We start from the raw sequence: 22,230 nt of genomic DNA, 5'->3' as shown, positions 1-22,230 counted from the left end.
GATGTATTTGGGGGTCTTGTGCGAGGAGAATTCGACGGGCTCGCCGCCGTCGTCACCGGGGGCGCGTCCGGGATCGGGCTCGCCACGGCGCTGCACCTGGCCGAGCGCGGCGCCCGCGTCGCCTGCCTCGACCTGCGGCCCGGCGAGCTGCCCGAGCCGCTGATCGGCATCACCGCCGACGTGTCCGACGACGCCACCGTGCGGGCCGGCATCGCCGCCGCCGCCGAACGGCTCGGCGGCATCGACATCCTGGTCAACAACGCCGGCATCGGGGCCATCGGCACCGTGGAGAGCAACCCCGACGACGAGTGGCACCGGGTCCTCGACGTCAACGTCGTCGGCCTGGTCCGGGTGAGCCGGGCCGCGCTGCCGCACCTGCGCCGCTCCGCGCACCCCGCGATCGTCAACACCTGCTCGATCGCCGCCCACGCCGGCCTGCCCGACCGGGCCCTCTACAGCGCCAGCAAGGGCGCCGTGCAGGCGCTGACCGCGGCGATGGCCGCCGACCACGTCCGCGAAGGCATCCGGGTCTGCTGCGTCAACCCCGGCACCGCCGACACGCCCTGGGTGCGCCGGCTCCTCGACCAGGCCGCGGACCCCGCCGCGGAGCTCGCGGCGCTCAAGACCCGCCAGCCGACCGGCCGCCTGGTCAGCGCCGAGGAGGTCGCGCACGCCATCGCCTACCTCGCCAGCCCCCTCGCCGGGGCGACCACCGGCACCGTGCTGTCCGTCGACGGCGGCATGCACGGCCTGCGACTGCGACCCCCGGCGTGAAGCTCGGGCTCGGCTGCGCCCAGCTGGGCAACCTGTACCACGAGATCGACGACGAGCGGGCGCACGCGACCGTCGACGCCGCCTGGGACGCCGGGGTGCGGCTCTTCGACACCGCGCCGCACTACGGGCTCGGCCTGTCGGAGCGGCGGCTCGGCGAGGCGCTGCGGGGGCGGCCCCGCGACCAGTACACCGTCAGCACCAAGGTCGGCAGGCTCCTCGTCGGCGACCCGTCCTACGCCGGCGGCATGGACACCGAAGGGTTCGTGGTGCCCGCCACCCACCGGCGGGTCTGGGACTTCAGCCGCGACGGGATCCGCCGCTCCCTGGAGGCCAGCCTGGCCCGGCTCGGCCTCGACCGGATCGACGTGGCGCTGCTGCACGACCCCGAGCAGCATCCGGAGGTCGCGCTGCGCACCGGCTTCCCGGCTCTCGCCGAACTGCGCGCGGAAGGCGTCGTCGGCGCCATCGGCGCCGGGTCGAAGGACGCCGCGGTGCTGACCCGCGTCGTCGTCGAGTGCACCCCAGACGTCGTCCTCGTCGCCGGCCGCCACACGCTGCTCGACCAGACCGCCGAGGAGCGGCTGCTGCCGGCGTGCAAGGCGGCGGGGGTCCAGGTGTACAACGCGGGCGTGTTCAACAGCGGGCTCCTGGCGCTGCCCGACCCGCGCGCCGACCTGCCCTACGAGTACGCCACCGCACCCGCCGCGCTCGTCGCGAAGGCCCGCGAGCTCGCCGCCGCCTGCGACCGGCACGGCACGACGCTGCCGGCGGCGGCGCTCGCCTTCGCCGCCACGGACCCGGCCGTCACCGCCGTCGTCGTCGGCGCCGACTCCCCGGAGCAGGTGCGCCGCAACGCCGCGCTCGCCGGCACCCCGCCGCCCGCGTCGCTGTGGCCGGCGCTGCGGGAGGCCGGGCTGCTGTGACGGTCATCGACGCGCACCACCACCTGTGGGACCTGGACGGCGGGTACACCTGGCTCGACGACCCCTCGCTCGCCCCGATCCGCCGCACGTTCACCCCCGCGGAGCTGGAGGCCGAGCTGGCCGCGGCGGGGGTGTCGCACACCGTCCTCGTCGAGGGCGGCCGCTGCGCCGCCGATGAGGCCGCGGTGCTGCTCAGGCACGCCCTCGACACGCCGTCGATCGCCGGCGTGGTCGCCTGGGCCGACCCCGTGGACCTGCCCCTGTCGCGGTACCGGGAGCTGCCGGGCGCGCAGCACCTGGTGGGGTTGCGCGCACAGGTGCAGGCCGAGCCGGCCGGCTACCTGGACCGGCCGGACGTCCGCGACGGGCTGCTGGCGATCGGTGCCGCCGGCCTCGCCTTCGACCTGGTCGTCCGGCACGACCAGCTCGCGGAGGCGGCCCGCCTCGCCCGGGACCTGCCCGACGTCCGGTTCGTCCTGGACCACCTCGGGAAGCCCGCGATCAGCTCCGGCGGGCTCGACCCGTGGCGGCGCGACCTGGCGCTCCTGGCCGGGTGCCCGAACGTCACGGCGAAGCTGTCAGGGCTGGTCACCGAGGCCGACCGGACCACCTGGACCGCGGCGGACCTGGCCCCGTACGTGCGGGCCGCCGTCGAACTGTTCGGACCCGCACGGCTCATGTTCGGGTCGGACTGGCCCGTCTGTCTGCTCGCAGCCTCGTACCGACGCGTCCTCGACACCATGCGGGACCTGCTGCGCGACGTGCTGCTGGACACGGACGACGCGGGTCGCGCGGCAATCTTCGCCGGGACCGCCACCGCGGTCTACCGGCTGGACATCGGCACGGCGGGCGATACAGTCGCCCCGGAGGAATCCATGAGGGAAACATGGCACTGACCGACGAGGCGATCGACAAGATCAAGGGCATGATCACCTCCGGTGAGCTCGGCCCCGGCGACCGGCTGCCGAAGGAGGCCGACCTCGCCGAGCGGCTCGGCCTGTCCCGCAACTCGCTGCGCGAGGCGGTCAAGGCGCTGTCGATGATCCGCGTCCTGGACGTCCGGCAGGGCGACGGCACCTACGTCACCAGCCTCGCCCCGGACCTGCTCCTTGACGCGCTGAGCTTCGTCGTCGACTTCCACCGCGACGACACCGTCCTGCAGTTCCTCGAGGTGCGCCGGATCCTGGAGCCCGCCGCGACCGCCCTCGCCACCGAGCGGATGACCCCCGCCGACGTCGCGAAGCTGCAGACGGTGCTCGACCAGCTCGGCGACGACCCGACGATCGAGGCGCTCGTCGCCAACGACCTGGAGTTTCACCGGCAGATCGCGGCCGGCTCCGGCAACGCCGTGCTGTGCTCCCTCATCGACGGGCTGTCCGGCCCCACGACCAGGGCCAGGATCTGGCGCGGCCTCACCCAGGAGGGCGCCGCCGAACGGACCCGCGAGCAGCACCAGGCGATCGTCGACGCGATCGGCGCCCGCCAGCCGGAGCTCGCCCGCTCCTGGGCGACGATCCACGTCGCGGGCGTGGAGGAGTGGCTGCGCCGCGCGCTGTGAACCGTGCCGCGGGCCGTCGTTCCGCTCAGGTCGGACGTATCGCCGCCGATCGGTGAATCCGTGGAGCGTGCAGAGTCGCGGCGTTCGAAACGGCGGTGGCTGGCCGACCAGCCGGTGGCCAGGAAACTCCTGCTGCTGGTGCTGGTGTGCTGCGCCGTCGGGGCCGTCGTCCTCGGCGTCGGGGTCAGCAGCCTCGGCGAGGTCAACGCCAAGGCCGGCGACCTGTACCGGAACAACCTCGTGCCCTCGTCGCACCTCGCGGCGATGAGCCAGTCGGCGATGAAGGTCCAGGGCGACGTCGCGAACCTCGCACTGTCCAACGGGCCCGTGGCCAGCAAGGCGTTCCAGGACGGCATCGCCGCCTCCGACGCCGCCGTCGACAAGGAGCTCGCCGCGTACCGGTCGACGGTCACGACGACGAGGCAGCGGCACCTGCTCGCCCGCTTCGAGATCTGGTGGGGCGCGTTCCGCAACATCCGCGACCACCGGCTGCTGCCGCTCGCCGCCGCCGGTGACATCCCCGGCTTCCAGGCCGCGTACCTCGGCGACGGCGCCACCGTCTCCGCGAACGCGATGGCGGCCCTCACCGACCTGCTCGCCTACGAGCAGGCCAGCGGCCGGTCCGGCGCCGGCCACGCCGCCGACGCCTACAACCGGGCGCGGATCGCCATGATCGTCGCGCTGCTCGCCGGGCTCGCCGCGGCGATGCTGCTCAGCCGCTACCTGACCGGGCTCATCGTCCGGCCGATCCGCCGCGTCCACGCCGTGCTGACCGCCGTCGCCGCCGGCGACCTGACCGCCGAGGCCGACATCCCGCAGCGCGACGAGGTCGGCGACATGGCCCGCGCGTTGAACGCCGCGACCGCCAGCACCCGCGAGGCGGTCAGCAGCCTCGGCGACAACTCCGCGACGCTGTCCGCGGCCGCGGAGGAGCTCACCGCGATCAGCCGGCAGATCGACACCAGCGCCACCGACGCCAACTCCCGCGCCTCACTCGTCGCCCGCGCCGCCGGCGAGGTCAGCGAGCACGTCGCCGCCGTGGCCAACGGCGCCATGGAGATGAGCACCGCGATCGAGGAGATCTCCCGCAGCACCGCGCACGCCGCGACCGTCACCGCCACCGCCGTCTCGATCGCCGCCACGACCAACGAGACCATCGGCAAGCTCGGCGCCTCCTCCGGCGAGATCGGCGAGGTCATCAAGGTCATCACGTCGATCGCCGGGCAGACGAACCTCCTCGCGCTCAACGCGACGATCGAGGCGGCCCGCGCCGGCGACTTCGGCAAGGGCTTCGCCGTCGTCGCCCAGGAGGTCAAGGACCTCGCCCGCGAGACCGCCCGGGCCACCGACGACATCGGCAGACGCGTCCAGGCGATCCAGCTCGACACCGAGGACGCCGTCAACGCGATCAGCCAGATCGGCGAGGTCATCGCGCAGATGAGCGAGTACCAGCACTCGATCGCCGCCGCCGTCGAGGAGCAGGCGGTCACCGCCCGCACCATGGGCCACAGCGTCGACGAGGCCGCCGGCGGGTCCGTCGACATCGCCACCAACATCTCCGGCGTCGCCGACGCCACCAGGTCCACCAACGAGGGCGTCACCAGCACCGGCGAGGCCGTCGACCAGCTGGCCCGGATGGCCTCCGACATGCGCGGTCTCGTGTCGCGCTTCACGTACTGAGGATGCGTATGCGACGCCTTGTTGCGCTGCTGCTCTCGCTGTCGGTGCTGTCCGGCTGCACCGAGGCGCTCAAGACCGGCGACGAGGGTTTCTCCGCGCGGGTGGCGCTGCTGCTGCCGGAGCGCAAGGCCAGCCGGTACGAGGCCGGCGACCAGCCCTACTTCGCGCAGAAGCTGTCGGAGCTGTGCCCGGCCTGCGAGGTCGACTACCGCAACGCCGAGCAGGACGCCGCGACCCAGCTGCAGCAGGCCCAGGACGCGCTGGCCAAGGGCGCCAAGGCCCTCGTGCTCACCCCCGTCGACAGCGTCGCCGCCGGCCAGATCGTCTCCGCGGCGGCCGCGAAGGGCGTGCCGGTCATCTCGTACGACCGCCTGGTGCTCAAGACCGCGGTCGACTACTACATCTCCTTCGACAACGCGAAGGTCGGCGCGCTGCAGGCAGCGGCGCTGCTGCAGGCCCTCGGCCCGAAGGCGGCGGCGGGGGAGATCCTGTGGATCAACGGCTCACCCACCGACAACAACGCCACCCTGTTCAAGCAGGGCGCCCACGCCGGTCTCGACGGCAAGGTCCGCGTCGCCGCCGAGTCCGACACCGCCGAGTGGAACCCCGACAACGCGAAGGCGTGGACGGCCCGCACCCTGCCGACCCTCCGGGGGCGCACGATCGTCGGCGTGTACGCCGCCAACGACGGCACCGCGGGCGCCGCGATCGCCGCGATGAAGGCTTTTGGCTTACCGCAGGTGCCGGTGACCGGGCAGGACGCGGAGACGGCGGCGTTGCAGCGGATCCTCGTCGGCGACCAGTACATGACCGTCTACAAGGCGATCCGCACCGAGGCCGAGACCGCGGCGGCCCTCGCGAACGACCTGGTGCGCGGCAAGCGGCCGGCCGCGCCGGCGAGCGTCGACAACGGCGCCGGCCAGGTCCCGTCGATCCTGCTCGACCCGGTGACCGTCACCAGAGACACGATCGCGTCCACGGTGGTGAAGGACGGCTTCGTCACGCCTTCGGCGCTGTGCGCGGGCGCCTACGCGGAGGCGTGCAAGGCGGCGGGGATCGCCTGAGCCCCGGGTCTTGTGCTTGTTGGCTAATGGCATTAGCTTTAAAGCTATGGAACTTAGCTTCGCTGTTGAGGGTGGCCGCATCGGGTACGACGACAGCGGCAACGACGGGCCGCTCCTGCTGTGCCTGCCCGGGATGGGCGTCACGCGGATGACGTACGAGCTGATCCGGCCGCTGTTCGTCGACGCCGGCCACCGCGTCGTCACGATGGACCTGCGCGGCGCGGGCTCCTCCGACGTCGTCTGGTCCGACTACTCACCGGAGGCGATCGCCCGCGACGCCGTCGCGCTTCTGCGCCACCTCGACGCCGGCCCGGCCGTGCTGCTCACCAACTCCTACACCGGCGCCAGTGCGGTCTGGGCCGCCGCCGAGGCCCCTTCGCTCTTCCGCGCGATCGTGCTCTGCGCCCCGTTCGCCAGGGTCATGCCCGCGCCGAACCCCGTGATGCGCCTGGCGATCGCCGCCGTCGGCCGCTTCCGTCCACTGTGGATGCTGTACTGGTCGAGCCTGTTCAAGACCCGCAAACCCGCGAACCACAAGGCGGAGCGCGCCGCCCTCGCCGCGAACCTCGCCGAGCCCGGCCGTATGGCAGCATTGCGGGCGATGTTCGCCGCCGACGTGTCCGTGTGCGAGGCCCGCATGGACGAGGTCCGCACGCCTGCCCTGGTGCTCATGGGCACCAAGGACCCCGACTTCCCCGACCCCGCCGCCGAGGCCGCTCTGGTCGCCTCCCGCATCGGCGCCACCGTCACGATGATCGACGGCGCCGGCCACTACCCGCACTCGGAGTTCCCCGCCGAGACCGCGTCGGCCGTCCTCGCCTTCCTCAACCAGCCCGCCACCCGTGCCTAGGCCAGCCCTGAGCCGGCCGCGGCTCATGCCTAGGCTCGGTCTGATCCGGGACGTGCCCAGGGTTGGTCTGATTCGGGAAATGGCTAGGTCGGGCCTGAGCCGGGAGGTGCCCGGGGCCGGTCTGACCTGGGACGTGCCTAGGGCCGATCTGAGCTGGGACGCCTCCAGGGCCGGTCTGAGCCGGGATGCGCTCCATGTCTGGGCGAAACTGAGGCGGGACGCGGTCGTCGATGCCGCGCTGGCCCTCGTGGACGCGGCCCATGCCTAGGGCGGGCCTGAGCCGGGACGCGGTCGTCGACGCCGCACTGGCCCTCGTGGACTCCGAGGGCCCGGCGGCGCTGACCCTCGCGGCGGTCGCGGCTCGGACTGGGGTGGCCACGCCGTCGCTGTACAAGCACGTCGGCAGCCTCACCGACCTGCGCAACCTCCTCGCGGTGCGCCTCCTCGACGAGTTCACCGCCGCCGCCACCACCGCCGTGCTCGGCCTCAGCGGCGACACCGCCCTCGAAGCCCTCATGCGCGCCTACCACCGCTACGCGATGACCCACCCGCACCGCTACGCGCTGCTGCCGCAGGCCCCTGACCCCGACCCGGCGGTCACGGCCGCCGCGGACAGGTTCGTCGAGGTGTGCTTCGCCGTGCTGCGCGGCTGCGGCCTCGCCGACGACGAGCTCGTCCACGCCACGCGGATCGCCCGCGCCGCCATGCACGGCTTCGCGGTCCTGCACACCTCCGGCGGCTTCGGCCTGCCCCAGTCCGTCGACGCCACCCTCGACCGCCTGATCGCCACCGTCGTCCACGGCGTCACCGCCGCAGCCCCGCACTGAGCCCCGCCCTGAGAGCCCCACGCGGCAGCCGTACGCGGCAGCCGCACGGTGAATTCCGCGCGGCAGGGCCCCACGGCAGCCGCACAGTGAACTCCGCGCCGCCGGTGAACTCCGCGCGGCGGGCCCACGCGGCAGCCGCACAGTGAACTCCGCGTCGCAGAGCCCCGCGCGGCAGCGTCGCAGGGCCCCGTACGGCAGTCGCACGGTGAACTCTGCGCCGCAGCCTGACACTAACCCCAGCGCGTAACTCCGTGGCCCCGCCTGCCCGCTGTGGCCGACGCCTGGCTTCCCGGGCGCGGGCCTGAGTGCGGGCCGGCGGCGGACCGGCCGATTCGTCGCCCTTGGGTGGCGAACGGGCAGAGCGACGACTCGCGACCCCATCACACGACCCCGGCGGGTGCGGCGCCTGCTTACCTAAGCACCGTACCAACGCCCACCTAATTGATCTTCGATGGCGTCATCACCACTTTACGCTGCGTTCCCTCGCCGCCCAAACCGGCGGCTCGTGCTCACTCGTGGGGGAGCAGGAAGCGGTGGTTGACCTGGAAGCGGGTGCCGTCCGGGGTGGCGAGGACCGGCCAGCTCGACGGGTCGGGGTGGGGCAGGGCGCGCAGGAGCGCGCGGGCCTGGCGGCCGCGGAGGTCGAGCTGGGCGACGAACTCGTCCTTGCCCAGGCGGGGCAGCGGCACGTCCGCGGGCCACTGGGCCACGGGGGACGGGCGGGTCGACGGCGGTGGGGTCGACGGCTGCTGGGCCGGGTCGAGCTTGACGGCGATGAGCCGCACTGCGTCGGGGTGGTAGGACGAACCCGTCCGCAGGGTGCGGTCGCGCAGCTGGGTCAGGTGGTCCAGCAGTGAGTACGACGCCTGCGGGTACGCCCTGTCCGACCGGGTCTCCTCGAGCCCCTCGTACTGGGCACGGAAGCGCCGGCCGTTGCCACGGACGGTGAAGACCGTCGACGGCACGTCGGCGATCATCGGGGCGCCGGGGCGGCGGCGGGAGTTCGCGGGGTCGCGCAGGACCAGCAGGGCGTGGTTGCGCAGCGAGCGCACCGTGCCCTGGCTGATCTTCAGCCGGCGGGTGGCGTCGGCGATGAGCGTGCCGTCCTCGTAGGCGGCGAGGCGCGCGGGGCGCAGTGCGGTCCAGCCGGCGGGGACGAACCCGCCGGTCAGCTCCCAGGTGAGCAGCGGCTGCGGCCGCCGGCCCGCCTCGGTGTCCTCCGGTGCGGCCACCGCGATCGCGGCGCCGCCGACGGCGGCCGTGAGGCCGACCGCGCCCGCCCCCAGCAGCAGACTCCTGCGGTTCATGCTTTCGTCGCTCCCGTCCGGCCGGGCCTCGTGCCCAGCCACTGGTGACCTTAACGACAAAACGGACTAAAGGACTCAAAGATGAGCGTAATGAACATATTGAAGCTGTTGGTAGGGTTCGAGGATGGAGGATCGCTGGCACGCACCGCTGCGGCACATCAAGGGCAGGGAGCTCAGTGGCGACACCCGGCAGACCACCGGCATGACCCGCCTGGAGGCGGTCTCCGGCAAGACCGTCGGCTCCGAGAAGGTCTGGATGGGGCAGACCCACGTCGCCCCCGCCACCAGCTCCGGCGACCATCACCACGGCGAGGCCGAGACCGCCATCTACGTCGTGTCCGGCCATCCGGTCTTCGTGTTCGCCGAAGGCGGCCGGGAGGTCAGGATCGAGACCGAGCCGGGCGACTACGTCTTCGTGCCGCCGTTCGTGCCGCACCGCGAGGAGAACCCGGGCGCGGAAGAGGCGGTCGTCGTCATCGCCCGCAGCAGCCAGGAAGGCATCGTCGTCAACCTCCCCAGCCTGTTCACCGGCGGGACGGGCTGACCGCCGGCGAGACGGGCTGACCACTGACGAAGCGGGCTGACGGCCGGCCGCTTCCGGTGGTGGCGCGCGCTTTTCGCATCCCTGGAGTGTCCACGACGTCACGGACCTCGATGGTCCAATCGCCTGCCATCGCTGTCGTCGGTACCGCTCCGACGCGCCGGAGGGCGGGGTGACATCGCGTGTGAGATCGATGATGAGCGGTCGATGATCTCGTTTCGACGCCATAGGTTCCGAACTACACCGCGGTTCATTCCGGGTGTTGACAACAGTTCGGTCTCGTCCAGGTTCCTGGAAAGCCCTTGCCTCAGTCGCAGGGCGGGTCGCGCTGGCGGCCACAGGATGCACAGCTGAGTCCTGGACCTAGCGTTGGAGCACGTTCTGTCCTCAGTTCTCCGCCTCGTCGCGGTTTCAATAGTCCTGTCCGCCGTCGTCCTGCCCGCACCCACCTCGGCCGCCGCCAGTCGTCAACCGACCGCCGCCGCCGAGATCCCGCAACAGCTCGCCGCACGCACACCGGTGCTGCGCGCGGACCGGTTCTTCGAGCGGCGCAACCCGCCGGTCCGGCCGGTCATCCAGACCGCACAGGCGGTCCAAGCCGTGGTGAAGGCCCCGAAGGTCAAGACCACCAACCAGGCGCAACCCAAGCAGAAGCCCAAGAAGCCCGCGGTGCCGCAGGTGCAGACGCCGGTCGTCGCCGGGTCGGTGAGCGCCGTTCTGGCGTACGCCCGAGCGCAGCTCGGCAAGCCGTACGTGTGGGCCGCGGCCGGGCCGAACTCGTTCGACTGCTCGGGGCTGGTCGTGGCCAGCTATGCCCGGGCCGGCATCAAACTTCCGCACCAGACCGGCGGCCTGATCGGCCGCGGACGGTCGGTGTCCCGGGCCCAACTGCAGCCCGGAGACCTGGTGTTTCCCAGCTCGGGCCACGTCGGCATCTATCTGGGTGACGGCATGATGATCCATGCACCGCACCCCGGCGACCACGTCCGGATCGCCAAGGTCTACGCGTTCTACGCCGGGCGCCGCATCATCGGCTGAGCCCTGCGAGGGCCGCCGTCACACGGCAGCGAAGCCTGCCGCGCCTGAGCGAGGATGCCGCGCCGCAGTGCAGCTGCCGCGCCGCACCGAACCATGAACGCCGGCGCGCCCGATGAAACTCCGCCCCGCCGCCCGCCGCATTGCCCAACACCCGGAACTGCCCGGCATCGGGTTCACCGGTTGTATCGGCGGGCGGCGGTGGTGGCGACTGCGAGCGAGTCCCTGACAGTGAGTTGCGTGGATGAGTCGCTTGCGATGGACATGTGACGCGGATAGTCTTCTCACATGACTATACAACTGCGATCACCGAGCTACTTCGTGCTCGCCGCGTTGTTGGACGGGTCGCTGCACGGATACGTCATCATCAAGCGGGTCGAGGCACTGTCGGACGGGTCGGTCCGCCTCGCCGCCGGCTCGCTGTATGCCGTGCTGGACCGGCTCGCCGAGGCAGGCCTGGTCGAGGTGGTCAGCGAGGAGATCGTCAACGGGCGGGCCCGGCGCTACTACGCGCTCACCGCCGACGGCGGCGCCGCCCTGCAGGAAGAGGCGGCCCGGCTCGCGGCCGCCGCGAAGGTCGTCACCAACGCAACGGCCCGGCGCCGCGCCATCAACACGGCGGTGAGCCCCGCATGAGCACCCCGCACCACCACGACAAGCCCGGCACAGGCGAGCCCGGCACGAGCGCACGCCGCCACGGGGGCGGCGAGCCCGGCATGCCCACACCCGCCCACGACGAGGCGGACACGCCCACACCCGCCGACGAGGCCCGCACGCCCACACCCGCCGACGAGGCCCGCACGCCCACACCCGCCGGCGAGGCCGACATGAGCGCACGGCGCCACGGGGGCGGCGAGCCCGGCACGAGCGCCGACAGCCAGGCCGGCACGAGCGCAGGCACGAGCACCGGCCCCGAGGCCGTCCTCGCCCGCCGCTACGAGGCGCTGCTGCGGGCGTACCCCAAGGCATGGCGGACCGGGCGCGGCGAGGAGATGCTCGGCACCCTGCTCGACGCCGCCGAGCCCGGCCGCCGGACGCCGAGCCCGCGCGAGGCGGCGAGCATCCTGGTGCAGGGCACGAAGGAGCGGTTCGGCCTGCGGCGCCACCGCACCGCCGGCGCGGTCTGGTCCGAGGGGCTGCGCATCGGCGCCCTGGTCCTGCAGGCGCAGTCGCTCCTCGCGCTGCTCTACTTCCTGTACGACATCCGCCTCGACGTCTACTTGTCGACCATGGTCGTCTGGGGGGTCCTCACGGCCGCGTTGGGCACCGGCGCCATCCTCGCGCTGCTCGCGGGCCGGACGGTCACCGCGACCGTGCTCACGGGCCTGTGGACCGCCGTGCCGTTCGCGTCCGACGGCGTCTCGCACCTGCTGCTCACCGCGCTCGTCGTGCTCGTGGGTCTCAGTGTCGCCGACCGGAGCCCCGAGCGGCGCAGGATCTCCGCGGTCTGGCTGGTCGCCGCGCCGGTGGGCCTGCTGATGTGGCTGGGCTATCTCCTGGTCACCGGCGCCTACTTCTCCCCGGGGTACGGCCTCTTCTACCCGCTCGCGCTGCTGGCCGCGATCACCGTCGGTGTCGTGGCGGACCCGCGCCTGCCGATCGCCGTCGCGGTCCTGACCGTCGTCGTGATCCTCGACAACTCCGTACACCTCCCGGCGCCACTGGACACCTACCGGCCGGCGGACACGTTGACGTGGCGGCTCGGACCGACGATCGTCGTCTTCGCGGCGATCGCCGTGGTCCTGCTCGCGATCGGTCATGTGCGGGCCCGCCGGCTGGCCCGGATCTGACGAGCCGGATCTGATCCACCGGGTCCTATGCTTGCCGGATGAGCGCGGAGCACCGCCTGGCGAGGGCCCGGGAGCTGTACGAGCGGAGCGTCCTCGGCGACGACCACGACGCGCTGCCCACCGCCGACCGCGAGCTCGACGCGGTCGAGGCGGACCTCGCCCTGGCCCGCGGAAGGGTCGTGCACGCCCGGTTCCTGCGGGACAGGGTCGAGGACCCGGCGGAGCTGCCGCTGTTCTCCCGCGCGGCGCAGCTCTACCAGCAGCTCGGCGACGCGCGCGGCGAGGGTGAGGCGCTGTTCTGGATCGGGTGTTTCCATCAGGTGGTCCGCCAGGACGACGACGCGGCGGTCCCCGCGCTGCAACGGGCGAGAGTCCTCGCGAAGGCCGAGGACGACACGCTCACCCTGTCGTCGGTACTGCATCACCTCGGCATCTCCGCGCACCTGGCGGGACGGCTCGACGAGGCACGCGAGCACCTGCTCGACGCGGTGCGGCTGCGGGAACGGGCCGGTCACCACGCGGGCGTCGCGGCGAGCCTGCTGACCCTGGCGCAGCTGGAGGCGGCGGCGCGGCGGCACGACGAGGTGCCGTCTTTGCTGGAGCGGGCGGAGCGGCTCGCCGCGGAGCACGGCGCCGCCGCCGTCGCACGCCAGGTCGGTGAGGCCCGCCGGGCGCTCGGCTACGATCGCGCCTCATGAGCATGATCACGCAGTACGCGCGGCTGCGCGACGGCGACCTGGCCGACCTGCGCGTCCTGCTGCGCACCGATCATTTCGCCGCGAACGACCAGATCACCGACCGGCCGCACGTCGACGTCGACAAGGCGTGGGGCGGGCTGGAGTTCCTGCTCGCCCAGATCGACGCGCCCGTCGACGTGATCAGCGGCGGCGTGCCGATCACCGACGAGCAGTGGGGCTACGACTCGCCGCGGGTGCTCACCCCCGAGGAGGTCGCGACCGCCGCCGGGTTCCTCGACGTCACCCCGTTCGCCGACCTCGCCGCGCACTACGAGCCGGCGGCGCTGACCGCCGACGACGTGTACCCGATGATCTGGCACGAGCCGGGGTCCCTGGACTACCTGCGGTCGTCCTACGAGACCCTGGTCGCGTTCTTCCACGCCGCCGCGGCCGACGGCGACAGCGTCGTCATCTGGATGAGCTGACGCCCCGGAGCTCTGGATGAGCTGACGCCCCGAGGTCAGGCGCGGGCGCCGCCGAACCACTTCAGCCGCAGCGCCCGCAGCAGCAGCCCCGGGCTGGCGAGCGCGTTCGGGTGGTCCAGCATCGTGGTCACCCGGTTGAGCTTCTGGCTCGTGACGGAGTCCGTCATGGAGGCCTTGAGGATGACCTCGCTGGCCCACTTGATGACCTTGTAGCCGCGCGGCTGGCCGCTGGTGATGTGCGGCAGCCCGAGATCGGCGAACGTCGACACCTGCCAGGCCGCGTCGACCACCACACGGACCCGCTCGAAGTAGCCGCGGGCCGGCTCGGTGGCGAGGTCGGGCCCGGTGCGCAGCCACTCCGAGAGGCACGACGCGTGCAGCGTCGCGGACGTCATACCCTGGCCGTACACGGGGTTGAACGACGCGACCGCGTCACCCGCCGCGATGATCCCCGTCGGCAGGCGGTCGACCTGGTCGAAGTCGCGCCGGCGGCTGTCGGCCTGGTGATACGTGATGACGTTGCCGATCATCTTCCCGCGCTCGGCGATGTCGCCGAACATCGTCGGGAAGTACTGCCGGCAGCGCTTCGCGAACTCCTCGACGTCGCGGCTGGGCCGGTCGGCGTCGTAGCCGGCGACCAGCATGATCCAGCGGTCGCCCTCGACGGAGTTGATGCCGCCGATGCGGGCGACCCGGTCCTTCGCCGGCGTGGTCTGCGAGATCGCGATCCACGTGTCGCTGACCGCGGGGTCGCGCTCGAACAGGGCCGACGCATAGTTGAGCTTGATCGGCATGCGTTGCATCGGTGCGCGGGGCCAGCCGTGCGCCTCGAGCCAGTCGTTGAGCGAGCTCGCCCGCCCCATCGCGTCGACGACCAGGTCGGCGGCGAGCTCGACGGCAGCGTCCTGTCCTCCGTCAGCGTTTGCGGCGTCGGTACCGGCGGCGCCCTGCCGCCCGCCGTCGTCGGCTCCGGTGGCCGGGGTGCCCGTCGCCGCCGGGACGTAGCGGGCCCCGACCACGCCGCCACCCTCACCGGGGGCGAACAGCAGGCCGTCGGCGCGCCCGTACACCATCCGGACCTTCGGGCTCTCCAGGACCCGGCGGCGGACCTGGGCCTCCAGGAACGGGCGGGTGGTGATGAGGATCGGCTTTTCCGGCGGCGGCTCGGTGGTCACGCGCAGCTCGTCGTTGATGAAGATCTTCGCGTCGGTGCGGCCCTCGTCGGGGGCGCCGGCCGCGATCGCGCGCTCGGTGAAGTCCGGCCACCAGCGGTCGAGCTGCACCTGTCCCGCGGGCAGCAGCGCGTGGACCTGGCTGCCCTGCGGCACACCCGGGCGCGGGCCGGCGTTGACGTCGGTGTCGTCGCGCTCGACGATGACGACCTCGTCGGCGTGGTCGGCGAGGACCCGGGCGGCCATCAGACCGGCCATGCTGCCGCCGAGGACGACCGCCCGCCGCATGAGGATCTTCGTCTCGGCCGGCGGGTGCGGCGTGTTGATCTCCGCGAAGCGCTGCGCTGCTGTGGCTGCCACATCGAAGATCTTACCCAACAGGCGAAGAACCTTCTCAATGTGCCTCTGAGCTGCACATTCACGATCGTGTCAAGAGACCCCCTTGGATCGCACTATGGTCGTCGAAATCTTGCGGGGATCGCATCGAAGTATTGCGTGAAGCTGCGGGTTGCTGGCAGGATTCCAGCCCAGAAGCCGACATCGGCAGCACCGCCAACCGCGCCGTGACACCGCGTGGGCTGCTCAGTGCCGGTCCGCGGGTCCGCCTGCCCGCTGCACCGCCGATACAAGCCCCCGCCCGCCCCGTCGCCAGTCAGCCGTCCCGCCGCACCGTCGTCAGCACCAGCCGCAACGCGAGCCCGGAGCACCAGCCGCAGCACCATTCGCGGCACGGGCCGCGGTGCCGTTCGCGGGCCCGACCGCCATCGGGCCGGCGCCGTCGACCGTGCCCCGCGGGACCCCGGACGCCGCGACGGGCACACCCGAGGAGTCCACATGGGAGTTTCCCGCCGCTCCGTCATCACCACCGCGCTCGCCGGGACGGCCGCCACCGCCCTGCCGATCGCGGCCGCCACCCAACCGGCCGAGGCCGCGAGCCCGCCCGGCGACGTCGTCGGCAAGGTCACCGTCGGCTACCAGGGCTGGTTCGCCGCCCCGGGCGACGGCGCCCCGATCAACGGCTGGTGGCACTACAGCCCCAACTGGTCGCAGCCGCCCGCCCCCGGCGCCTGCTCGATCACCTGCTGGCCCGACATGCGCGACTTCACCCGCGGGTACCGCAGCAACTTCGCCAACCTGGGCAACGGCCAGCCGGCCAACCTCTTCTCCTCCTACGACCAGCAGACCGTGGACACCCACTTCCGCTGGATGCAGCAGAACGGCTGCGACGTCGCGGCGTTGCAGCGCTTCAACCCGTTCGGTGGCGAAGGACCGACCCGTGACGCGATGGCGGCGAAGGTCCGCTCCGCCGCGGAGGCGACCGGCCGCAAGTTCTACATCATGTACGACGTCACCTGGTGGCTGACCATGCAGTCGGAGATCAAGACCGACTGGACGACGAAGATGTCGGCGTACACCGCCTCCTCCGCCTACGCCCGCCAGAACGGCAAGCCCGTCGTGTGCATCTGGGGCTTCGGCTTCAACGACGACGGCCGCCCGTTCACGCCCGCGCAGTGCCTCGACGTCATCAACTGGTTCAAGGGCCAGGGCTGCTACGTGATCGGCGGCGTCCCGACCCACTGGCGCCTCGGCACCGACGACTCCCGCGCCGGGTTCATCGACGTGTACCACGCGTTCAACATGATCTCGCCGTGGATGGTCGGCCGGATCAGCGACAACAACGGCGCCGACTGGTTCTACACCAACCGCGTCCTTCCCGACCTCGCCGACCTCAACGCCCGCGGCATCGACTACCAGCCGTGCGTCATCCCCGGCGACCTCGCCGCCGGCCACCGCCGCCACGGCGAGCTGATGTGGCGCCAGTTCTACAACCACACCCGCGCCGGCGTACCGAGCGTCTACATCTCCATGTTCGACGAGTTCAACGAGGGCAACCAGATCGCGAAGACCGCCGAGAGCGCCGCGTGGCAGCCGACGAACTCCGGGATGCGCGCCCTCGACGAGGACGGCACCCCCTGCTCGTCGGACTACTACCTGCGCCTCACCAACGACGGCGGCCGGATGCTGAAGGGCCAGGTCGCCCTGACCGCGACGCGCTTCACGGTGCCGTTCCCGACCGGCCCGGACCAGACCGCGCCGAGCGTCCCCGGCAACCTGCGCGTCACCGGCAGCACCGACACCACCGTCGCGCTCGCCTGGAACGCCTCCACCGACAACGTCGGCGTCGCCGGCTACCGCGTGTCCCGCGTCAACGGCTCCGGCTCGACCGCGATCGGCACCACCGGCACGCTCGCCTTCACCGCCACCGGCCTGACCGCGTCGACCTCGTACACCTTCACCGTCGCCGCCTACGACGCGGCCGGCAACACGTCCGGCGCCTCCAACGCCGTCACCGTCACCACCGCGCCGCCGCCGAACACGAACACCAACCTGGCCCAGGGCCGCCCCACGTCGGAGAGCAGCCACACCCAGGTGTACGGCAGCGGCAACGCCGTCGACGGCAACACCGGCACCTACTGGGAGAGCGCCAACAACGCCTGGCCGCAGTGGCTCCAGGTCGACCTCGGCGCCGCCACCGCCGCCCGCCGCGTCGTGCTCACGCTGCCGTCGAACTGGGGCACCCGCAACCAGACGCTGTCCGTCACCGACGGCGCCACCGGCACGACGATCGTCGGCTCCGCCACCTACACGTTCAACCAGTCGACCGGCAACACCGTCACCATCACCCTGCCCAACACCACCAGCGTCCGCTACCTGCGCCTGAACTTCACCGCCAACACCGGCTGGCCCGCCGGCCAGATCTCGGAGTTCCGCGTCTACACAGGCTGACCCCGACCCCCTGACCGACGCCGACGGTCAGGGCCCAGGGCGGGTGGCGACCAGGCGTCCGGCCGCCACCCGCCCGCTGTACCTCCCCCCACCGCTGCCGCGGCGGGGCCCGGCGGGGATTCTCACCCGCAGCCCCAATGCGCCGCTCCGCGACGCACTGCCCGCGCTATGGCGCGAGGCAGACCAAGCGGCGCATACGCGCCGCATCCGGTGCCCGCCCTCCGCCCTTCCCCATGATCCGGAAGAGTTTGTGTCGTCATAGCAGCACAAAGTCTTCCGGATCATGAGAATCTCGCGGCGCCCGTGATGCTCCACGGTGGCGGTGTGCCCGGGCTGAGCTCATGCCTCCAACTGGCCACGGCATTGGACAGCCTCGTCGCGCACTGCCGACACGGATCGTCGGCGCCGCCGGCTCGCTTGGGCCGACTGCCGCCAGCCGTTGCTGAAGCGGCACCAGGTAGCCTCGCTGCTGACGTGGATCGTCGACGCCGCCGGCCGTCTTGGGGCCGGCTCGCCGACCGTTGCTGAGACGGCACCAGGTGGCAGCGCTGCTGACGTGGGTTGTCGACGCCGCCGGTTCTCGGGGGTCGCTTGCCGCCTGCCGCTGCTGGAGGCAGCGACCGCTGACCGCACCGCCGACACCATCTACTGGCGCCCGCTGGCACAGCTGGTCATCCTGACCCGCCAGCCGCTACCGGGGCAGCACCCGTTGGCTGCGCCGCCGACGTGCCTGCTGGTGCCGCTGGTCCTCCTGGGCCCCGCCCGCGGCCGCCATCAGCCGCTACCGGTGGCAATGCCCGCCGGTCGCGCCGCCAATGTGGACCATCGGCGCCGCCGTTCTCCTGAGGCTGCCCGCCGTCAGCAGTCAGCCGCCACACCAGCCGCTGTTCGAGGTAGCGCCTGCTGTCGCACTGCGGACGTAGGTCGTTGTCGCCGCTGGCCCTCCTGTGGCGTCCGCCGTCAGCAGTCAGCCGCTGCTCGAGGTGGTGCCTGCTGGTCGCGCTGTGGACGTGGGTGGTTGGTGTCGGTCGGTCGTCCTGGGGTCGCTTGCCACCTGCCGTTGCTGGACGCGGTGCCCTGCTGGGCGCGCTGCGGGCGTGGGTCTGTTGGTGTCGGTCGGCCGTTCTGAGGTCGCTTGCCGCATACCGCTGCTGGAGGTGGTGCCCACTGGTCCGCACTGCGGATGGGGGTCTGTTGGCGCCGGTCGGTTGTCCTGGGGTCGCTTGCCGCCTGCCGTTGCTGGACGCGGTGCCCTGCTGGGCGCGCTGTGGACGTGGGTGGTTGGTGACGGTCGGTTGTCCTGGGGCGGTTGCCGCCGCTGGAGGTGGTGCCTGCTGGTTGCGCTGCGGCCGTGGGTCGTTGGTGTCGGTCAGTCGTTCTGAGGTCGTTTGCCGCATGCCGCTGCTGGAGGTGGTCCCGCTGGCAGCATCGCTAGCGCCATCCGTCGGGGCAGGGTGGCACGGCTGGGCATTCTGGCGCCGCTGGCCTGTCGCAGCACGTGGTCGCGTACCGCCCGCCGGGCGTCGCAGGAGCAGCGCACGCAACACTGTCTCCGGCCGAAGAGCTCGGGCGTGCATCGGTGGATTACGGGGTGGGGTGTGGCAGGGGTGCGTTGATTCGACGGGTCGGTCAGCGGAGTGTGGAGTGTGGTCACATGGGCGGCTCGGTGGTGCAGCGGTCGAGCCACTCGTCCATCAGGGCTTCGAACAGGGTGGGCTGGTCGATCTGGAGGTTGTGGCCGGCGACGTCGAGGACGGCGAACGTGGCGCGCGGGTAGTGGGGGAGCAGTGCGTACTGGTCGGCGTAGCCGACGGACGAGTCCTGGCGGCCGCACAGGATCAGTGTCGGGCGTCCGAACGGTGCCGGGCCCTCCGGTCCGTCGGTCAGGTGCCAGCGCTGCTCGAAGCGGGCGATCGCCGCGTGGTCGGTGAGCTGGATGGCGGGCGCGATCTCGTCGTGGAAGCGGCGCAGCGTCTGCGGGGTCTGGACGACAGCCCCGTCGGTGTAGGCGGCCCGGGTGGCGGGGTCGAGGTCGTCGAGGAGGCCTGGGGTGGAGCGCAGCACCTGGTGCGGCGGGCGGACCCGAAGGTCGCGGTCCAGGGTCTGGCCGACGGGGCAGATGAGGGCCAGGCCGAGGACCTGGTCGGGCAGGGCGCGGGCGACGGCGCGGGCCAGGTAGCCGCCGAAGGACTCGCCGACGAGGAGGAACGGCGTGCCGCCCAGGACGGTGCCGATGAGGGTCAGGACGGCGGCGAGGATGTCGTCGGTGGTGGTGGCGGTGCCGGCGGGGGTGCGGCCCATGCCGGGCAGGTCGGGGTAGAGGCGCCGGTAGCCGGGGCGGCGGGTGAAGAGGGGCTCCAGACAGCCGGACATGATGCGGTGGTCGACGGTCCAGCCGTGCAGGGCGAGCACCGGGGTGCCGGCGCCGTGCGTGACGAGGTGCATGCCAGCATCGTGCCCGAGAGGTACGACAATTTCGGCGTGGACGACGAGAAGGCGCTCGGACCCAGACACGTGGCCGGCTCGCTGGTGGTGCTCGCCGTGCTGGTCGGGGCGGTCGTGGCGCTGGCTGTGACGCAGGGGGCCGGCGGTGCGGAGCCGACGCGGCCGGCGACGCAGCCGCAGGCGACGTCGCAGTCGCCCGTCACCGGCCGGCAGAACGGGCAGCCGCCGGTCGTCGAAGGCGGCGAGCACGGTGGGGAGAAGCCGACCTTCGAGCCGTTACCCCCGCCGGGCACGCCGGCACCGCTCACGCCGGCGACGATCGTCGCGCCGCAGACGCGGGACCCGTCACAGACCCCGCAGTACTCGCCGACCCCGCAGTTGCCGACCCCGCAGCACTCGCCGACGCCGCAGCGCAGCCGAGGACGGGTGCCAGAGGTCAGGACTGGTGCAGCAGCGCGTCGCCGACGGCGCCGTACGGGCGGGTGGCGTTGCCGCAGGTGCCCTTCGTGCGCAGCGCGGACAGGGTCAGTGTGCGGGCGGCGGTGACGTCGATGTCGAGCGGTGCGGAGGCCGTCCGGCTCACGGACACCGTCGCCGCGTCCTTGCCGTCGACTTCGACGACCAGCTTGACGACGACGTCCTTCGGTGTGATGGCGTCGAGTCCGGCGGTACCGGTGAAGCGCTTGAACTTGCCGTCCAGCGCGAACGTCACCGCCGACGGCTTGCCCTCGCAGCCGACCCAGAAACCGGTCGAATCGGCGAAGTGGACGCCGTTGAGGGTGCTGTCGTAGGCGCGGCCCGAGGATCCCTGGTCGGATGCGGTCCGGCCGGTGTCGTGCAGCGGCATGTCGCCCCTCGCCGCCGTCGCCATCTCGTCGCGGAACCCGTTCACCCACGGCGCGACCGTGCCGGCGCAGATGGCGAACAGGCCGGCCACGAACGCGAGGGTGCTCAGCAGCCGGATGGCCGGCGAGGGCGTGCTCCGACCGGCCGGCAGTGGCATCCCGACCCGGTGCTGCTGCGCGACCCGCTGCCACGTCGCCGGGTCGACGACGCCGGCCCGGTTGGCGAAGTCCAGACGGTTGAGCTGGAACGGCGCGGAGAGGTCCAGGAAGCTGTTGTACGTGGCTCGCCGGTCCCACGTGCGGGTGGGGATCTCGATGTGGTCATGCCGGTGGCTCTTGTCCTGACTGGTGATCTTCAGGATGGTGTACGACCGGCCGTCGCCCGCCAGCACGAGCGCGGGACGGCGCTTCTCGCCCTCGCCGTCGCGGTACGGGACGGTGGCCCACCAGATCTCGCCCGGCTGCGGGACGGCGCCCCGGGAACCGCCCCGGTTGAGGATCCCCGCGACGATCCAGCCGACGACACCCGCCACGACCAGGACCACACCGACCGTGAACACCGCATTCGCGAGCATCGTTGCGCAACCCCCATGGATCGAAGCTCCGATCTTGTCAGAGTCCTTGTGTGAAAGGAATCCAGGCGGGCAAAGGGGCGACATGGTGGATCTTCAGTGGCTCGGTGTCGTCCGGCACGGCCAGTCGACCGGCAACGTGCTTGCGGAGCAGGCCGAGGCGAGTGGACTCGAGGAGATCGCCATCCCGGAACGTGACGCCGACGTCCCACTGTCCGAGCTCGGCCGCGAGCAGGCGCAGGCCGTCGGGCGGTGGCTCGCCGGCCTGTCCGTGCACGAGCGTCCCCAGGTGGCGGTCGTCTCGCCGTACCTGCGGACGAGGCAGACCGCCGAGCTGGCGCTGGCCGGGATGGACGTCCCGGCCGTGCTCGACGAGCGGCTCCGCGACCGCGAGCTCGGCGTCCTCGACCTGCTCACCGCCCGCGGCGTCGAGGCGCGGCTGCCGGTGGAGGCCGCCAGGCGCCGCCGGCTCGGCAAGTTCTACTACCGCCCGCCGGGCGGCGAGTCCTGGGCCGACGTGCTGCTGCGGCTGCGGTCGCTGCTCGGCGACGTGCGGACCGCGCACCCGGGCGGCCGGGTCGTCCTGTTCGGCCACGAGGCGATCGTCATGCTCGTGCGGTACCTCGTCGAAGGGCTCGACGAGGCGACCCTGATGCGGCTCGCCCGGGACAGCACGCTCGGCAACTGCTCGATCAGCAGCTGGCGCTCCGACGGCGAGCGGCTTCGGCCCGAACGGTTCAACGCCGTAGAGCACCTGGACCGCGACGGCACCCCGGAGACACGGCGGGAGAACGCCGACGGCTGAGCCGCGCACCACCTCATCCGGACGGTCGAGCGCGGACGGTCGAGCGCGGACGGTCGAGCGCGGACGGTTGACGCGGGAAGTCGCGTGCGCTTG

The 22,230-nt window shown here is 72.3% G+C and carries 20 protein-coding genes; 16 read left to right on the top strand and 4 right to left on the bottom strand.

Features of this window, described 5'->3' with window-relative positions:
• Positions 1 to 18: 18 nt before the first annotated feature.
• The 8 genes from ABD332_RS15850 (at position 19) to ABD332_RS15815 (ending at position 7,676) form a co-directional block, all read left to right on the top strand.
• On the top strand, positions 19 to 774 hold the full coding sequence (locus ABD332_RS15850; RefSeq protein ID WP_344502657.1) for an SDR family NAD(P)-dependent oxidoreductase: 756 nt from the start codon (positions 19 to 21) through the stop codon (positions 772 to 774).
• Positions 771 to 1,697 carry an aldo/keto reductase gene (locus tag ABD332_RS15845; protein WP_344502656.1) on the top strand — a complete coding sequence of 309 codons (927 nt, stop codon included), beginning with the start codon at positions 771 to 773 and terminating at the stop codon, positions 1,695 to 1,697. The genes ABD332_RS15850 and ABD332_RS15845 overlap by 4 nt, the downstream gene beginning before the upstream one ends.
• Positions 1,694 to 2,593, top strand: a complete 900-nt coding sequence (locus ABD332_RS15840) for an amidohydrolase family protein (protein WP_344502655.1) — start codon at positions 1,694 to 1,696, stop codon at positions 2,591 to 2,593. Before ABD332_RS15845 ends, ABD332_RS15840 begins: the two co-directional genes overlap by 4 nt.
• Positions 2,584 to 3,255 (top strand): FadR/GntR family transcriptional regulator, encoded by a 672-nt coding sequence (locus tag ABD332_RS15835; RefSeq protein ID WP_344502654.1) that lies wholly within the window; start codon positions 2,584 to 2,586, stop codon positions 3,253 to 3,255. The genes ABD332_RS15840 and ABD332_RS15835 overlap by 10 nt, the downstream gene beginning before the upstream one ends.
• Positions 3,256 to 3,315: 60 nt before the next feature.
• On the top strand, positions 3,316 to 4,935 hold the full coding sequence (locus ABD332_RS15830) for a methyl-accepting chemotaxis protein (RefSeq protein WP_344502653.1): 1,620 nt from the start codon (positions 3,316 to 3,318) through the stop codon (positions 4,933 to 4,935).
• 8 nt (positions 4,936 to 4,943) lie between these two features.
• Positions 4,944 to 5,999, top strand: coding sequence for a sugar ABC transporter substrate-binding protein (locus tag ABD332_RS15825; protein ID WP_344502652.1), 1,056 nt, complete (start codon positions 4,944 to 4,946; stop codon positions 5,997 to 5,999).
• Positions 6,000 to 6,045: 46 nt separating this feature from the next.
• Positions 6,046 to 6,849 (top strand): alpha/beta fold hydrolase, encoded by an 804-nt coding sequence (locus ABD332_RS15820; RefSeq protein ID WP_344502651.1) that lies wholly within the window; start codon positions 6,046 to 6,048, stop codon positions 6,847 to 6,849.
• Between the two features lie 260 nt (positions 6,850 to 7,109).
• Positions 7,110 to 7,676: a TetR/AcrR family transcriptional regulator gene (locus ABD332_RS15815; protein WP_344502650.1), complete on the top strand. Its 567-nt coding sequence runs from the start codon at positions 7,110 to 7,112 to the stop codon at positions 7,674 to 7,676.
• Between the two features lie 509 nt (positions 7,677 to 8,185).
• Here ABD332_RS15815 and ABD332_RS15810 read toward each other — a convergent pair.
• Positions 8,186 to 8,983, bottom strand: coding sequence for a hypothetical protein (locus tag ABD332_RS15810; RefSeq protein ID WP_344502649.1), 798 nt, complete (start codon positions 8,981 to 8,983; stop codon positions 8,186 to 8,188).
• A gap of 124 nt (positions 8,984 to 9,107) precedes the next feature.
• Here ABD332_RS15810 and ABD332_RS15805 point away from each other — a divergent pair, with 124 nt between their 5' ends.
• The 6 genes from ABD332_RS15805 to ABD332_RS15780 all read left to right on the top strand — a co-directional run bounded on the left by ABD332_RS15805 (position 9,108) and on the right by ABD332_RS15780 (position 13,511).
• On the top strand, positions 9,108 to 9,527 hold the full coding sequence (locus ABD332_RS15805; protein WP_344502648.1) for a cupin domain-containing protein: 420 nt from the start codon (positions 9,108 to 9,110) through the stop codon (positions 9,525 to 9,527).
• Between the two features lie 366 nt (positions 9,528 to 9,893).
• A complete protein-coding gene (locus tag ABD332_RS15800; protein WP_344502647.1) occupies positions 9,894 to 10,562 on the top strand; it encodes a C40 family peptidase in 669 nt (222 codons plus the stop codon).
• A 285-nt stretch (positions 10,563 to 10,847) separates the two neighbouring features.
• A complete protein-coding gene (locus tag ABD332_RS15795; RefSeq protein ID WP_344502646.1) occupies positions 10,848 to 11,195 on the top strand; it encodes a PadR family transcriptional regulator in 348 nt (115 codons plus the stop codon).
• Positions 11,192 to 12,349 (top strand): hypothetical protein, encoded by a 1,158-nt coding sequence (locus tag ABD332_RS15790; protein ID WP_344502645.1) that lies wholly within the window; start codon positions 11,192 to 11,194, stop codon positions 12,347 to 12,349. Before ABD332_RS15795 ends, ABD332_RS15790 begins: the two co-directional genes overlap by 4 nt.
• A 38-nt stretch (positions 12,350 to 12,387) precedes the next feature.
• On the top strand, positions 12,388 to 13,047 hold the full coding sequence (locus tag ABD332_RS15785) for a tetratricopeptide repeat protein (protein ID WP_344502644.1): 660 nt from the start codon (positions 12,388 to 12,390) through the stop codon (positions 13,045 to 13,047).
• Positions 13,044 to 13,511: a YfbM family protein gene (locus ABD332_RS15780; protein WP_344502643.1), complete on the top strand. Its 468-nt coding sequence runs from the start codon at positions 13,044 to 13,046 to the stop codon at positions 13,509 to 13,511. Before ABD332_RS15785 ends, ABD332_RS15780 begins: the two co-directional genes overlap by 4 nt.
• 35 nt (positions 13,512 to 13,546) lie before the next feature.
• Here the strand turns inward: ABD332_RS15780 and ABD332_RS15775 are convergent, their stop codons facing one another.
• Positions 13,547 to 15,043 carry an FAD-dependent oxidoreductase gene (locus ABD332_RS15775; RefSeq protein WP_344502642.1) on the bottom strand — a complete coding sequence of 499 codons (1,497 nt, stop codon included), beginning with the start codon at positions 15,041 to 15,043 and terminating at the stop codon, positions 13,547 to 13,549.
• 474 nt (positions 15,044 to 15,517) lie between these two features.
• Between ABD332_RS15775 and ABD332_RS15770 the strand changes: the two genes are divergently transcribed.
• Entirely contained in the window at positions 15,518 to 17,470 is a 1,953-nt protein-coding gene (locus tag ABD332_RS15770) for a galactose-binding domain-containing protein (protein WP_344502641.1), read from the top strand.
• A gap of 1,650 nt (positions 17,471 to 19,120) precedes the next feature.
• On the opposite strand, the gene ABD332_RS15765 is transcribed toward ABD332_RS15770, so the two are convergent.
• Positions 19,121 to 19,915 carry an alpha/beta fold hydrolase gene (locus ABD332_RS15765; RefSeq protein ID WP_344502640.1) on the bottom strand — a complete coding sequence of 265 codons (795 nt, stop codon included), beginning with the start codon at positions 19,913 to 19,915 and terminating at the stop codon, positions 19,121 to 19,123.
• A 436-nt stretch (positions 19,916 to 20,351) separates the two neighbouring features.
• Positions 20,352 to 21,335, bottom strand: coding sequence for an NPCBM/NEW2 domain-containing protein (locus tag ABD332_RS15760; protein ID WP_344502639.1), 984 nt, complete (start codon positions 21,333 to 21,335; stop codon positions 20,352 to 20,354).
• An 82-nt stretch (positions 21,336 to 21,417) separates the two neighbouring features.
• On the opposite strand from ABD332_RS15760, the gene ABD332_RS15755 reads away from it, so the two are divergent.
• A complete protein-coding gene (locus tag ABD332_RS15755; RefSeq protein WP_344502638.1) occupies positions 21,418 to 22,137 on the top strand; it encodes a histidine phosphatase family protein in 720 nt (239 codons plus the stop codon).
• Positions 22,138 to 22,230: the final 93 nt, after the last annotated feature.

Origin of the sequence: Dactylosporangium maewongense, from assembly GCF_039531485.1 — a bacterium.
In the GTDB taxonomy this organism is placed as follows: Bacteria; Actinomycetota; Actinomycetes; order Mycobacteriales; family Micromonosporaceae; genus Dactylosporangium; species Dactylosporangium maewongense.
The sequence above is the reverse complement of the archived record's forward strand: the minus strand, read 5'-3'. Positions and strand labels throughout refer to the sequence as shown.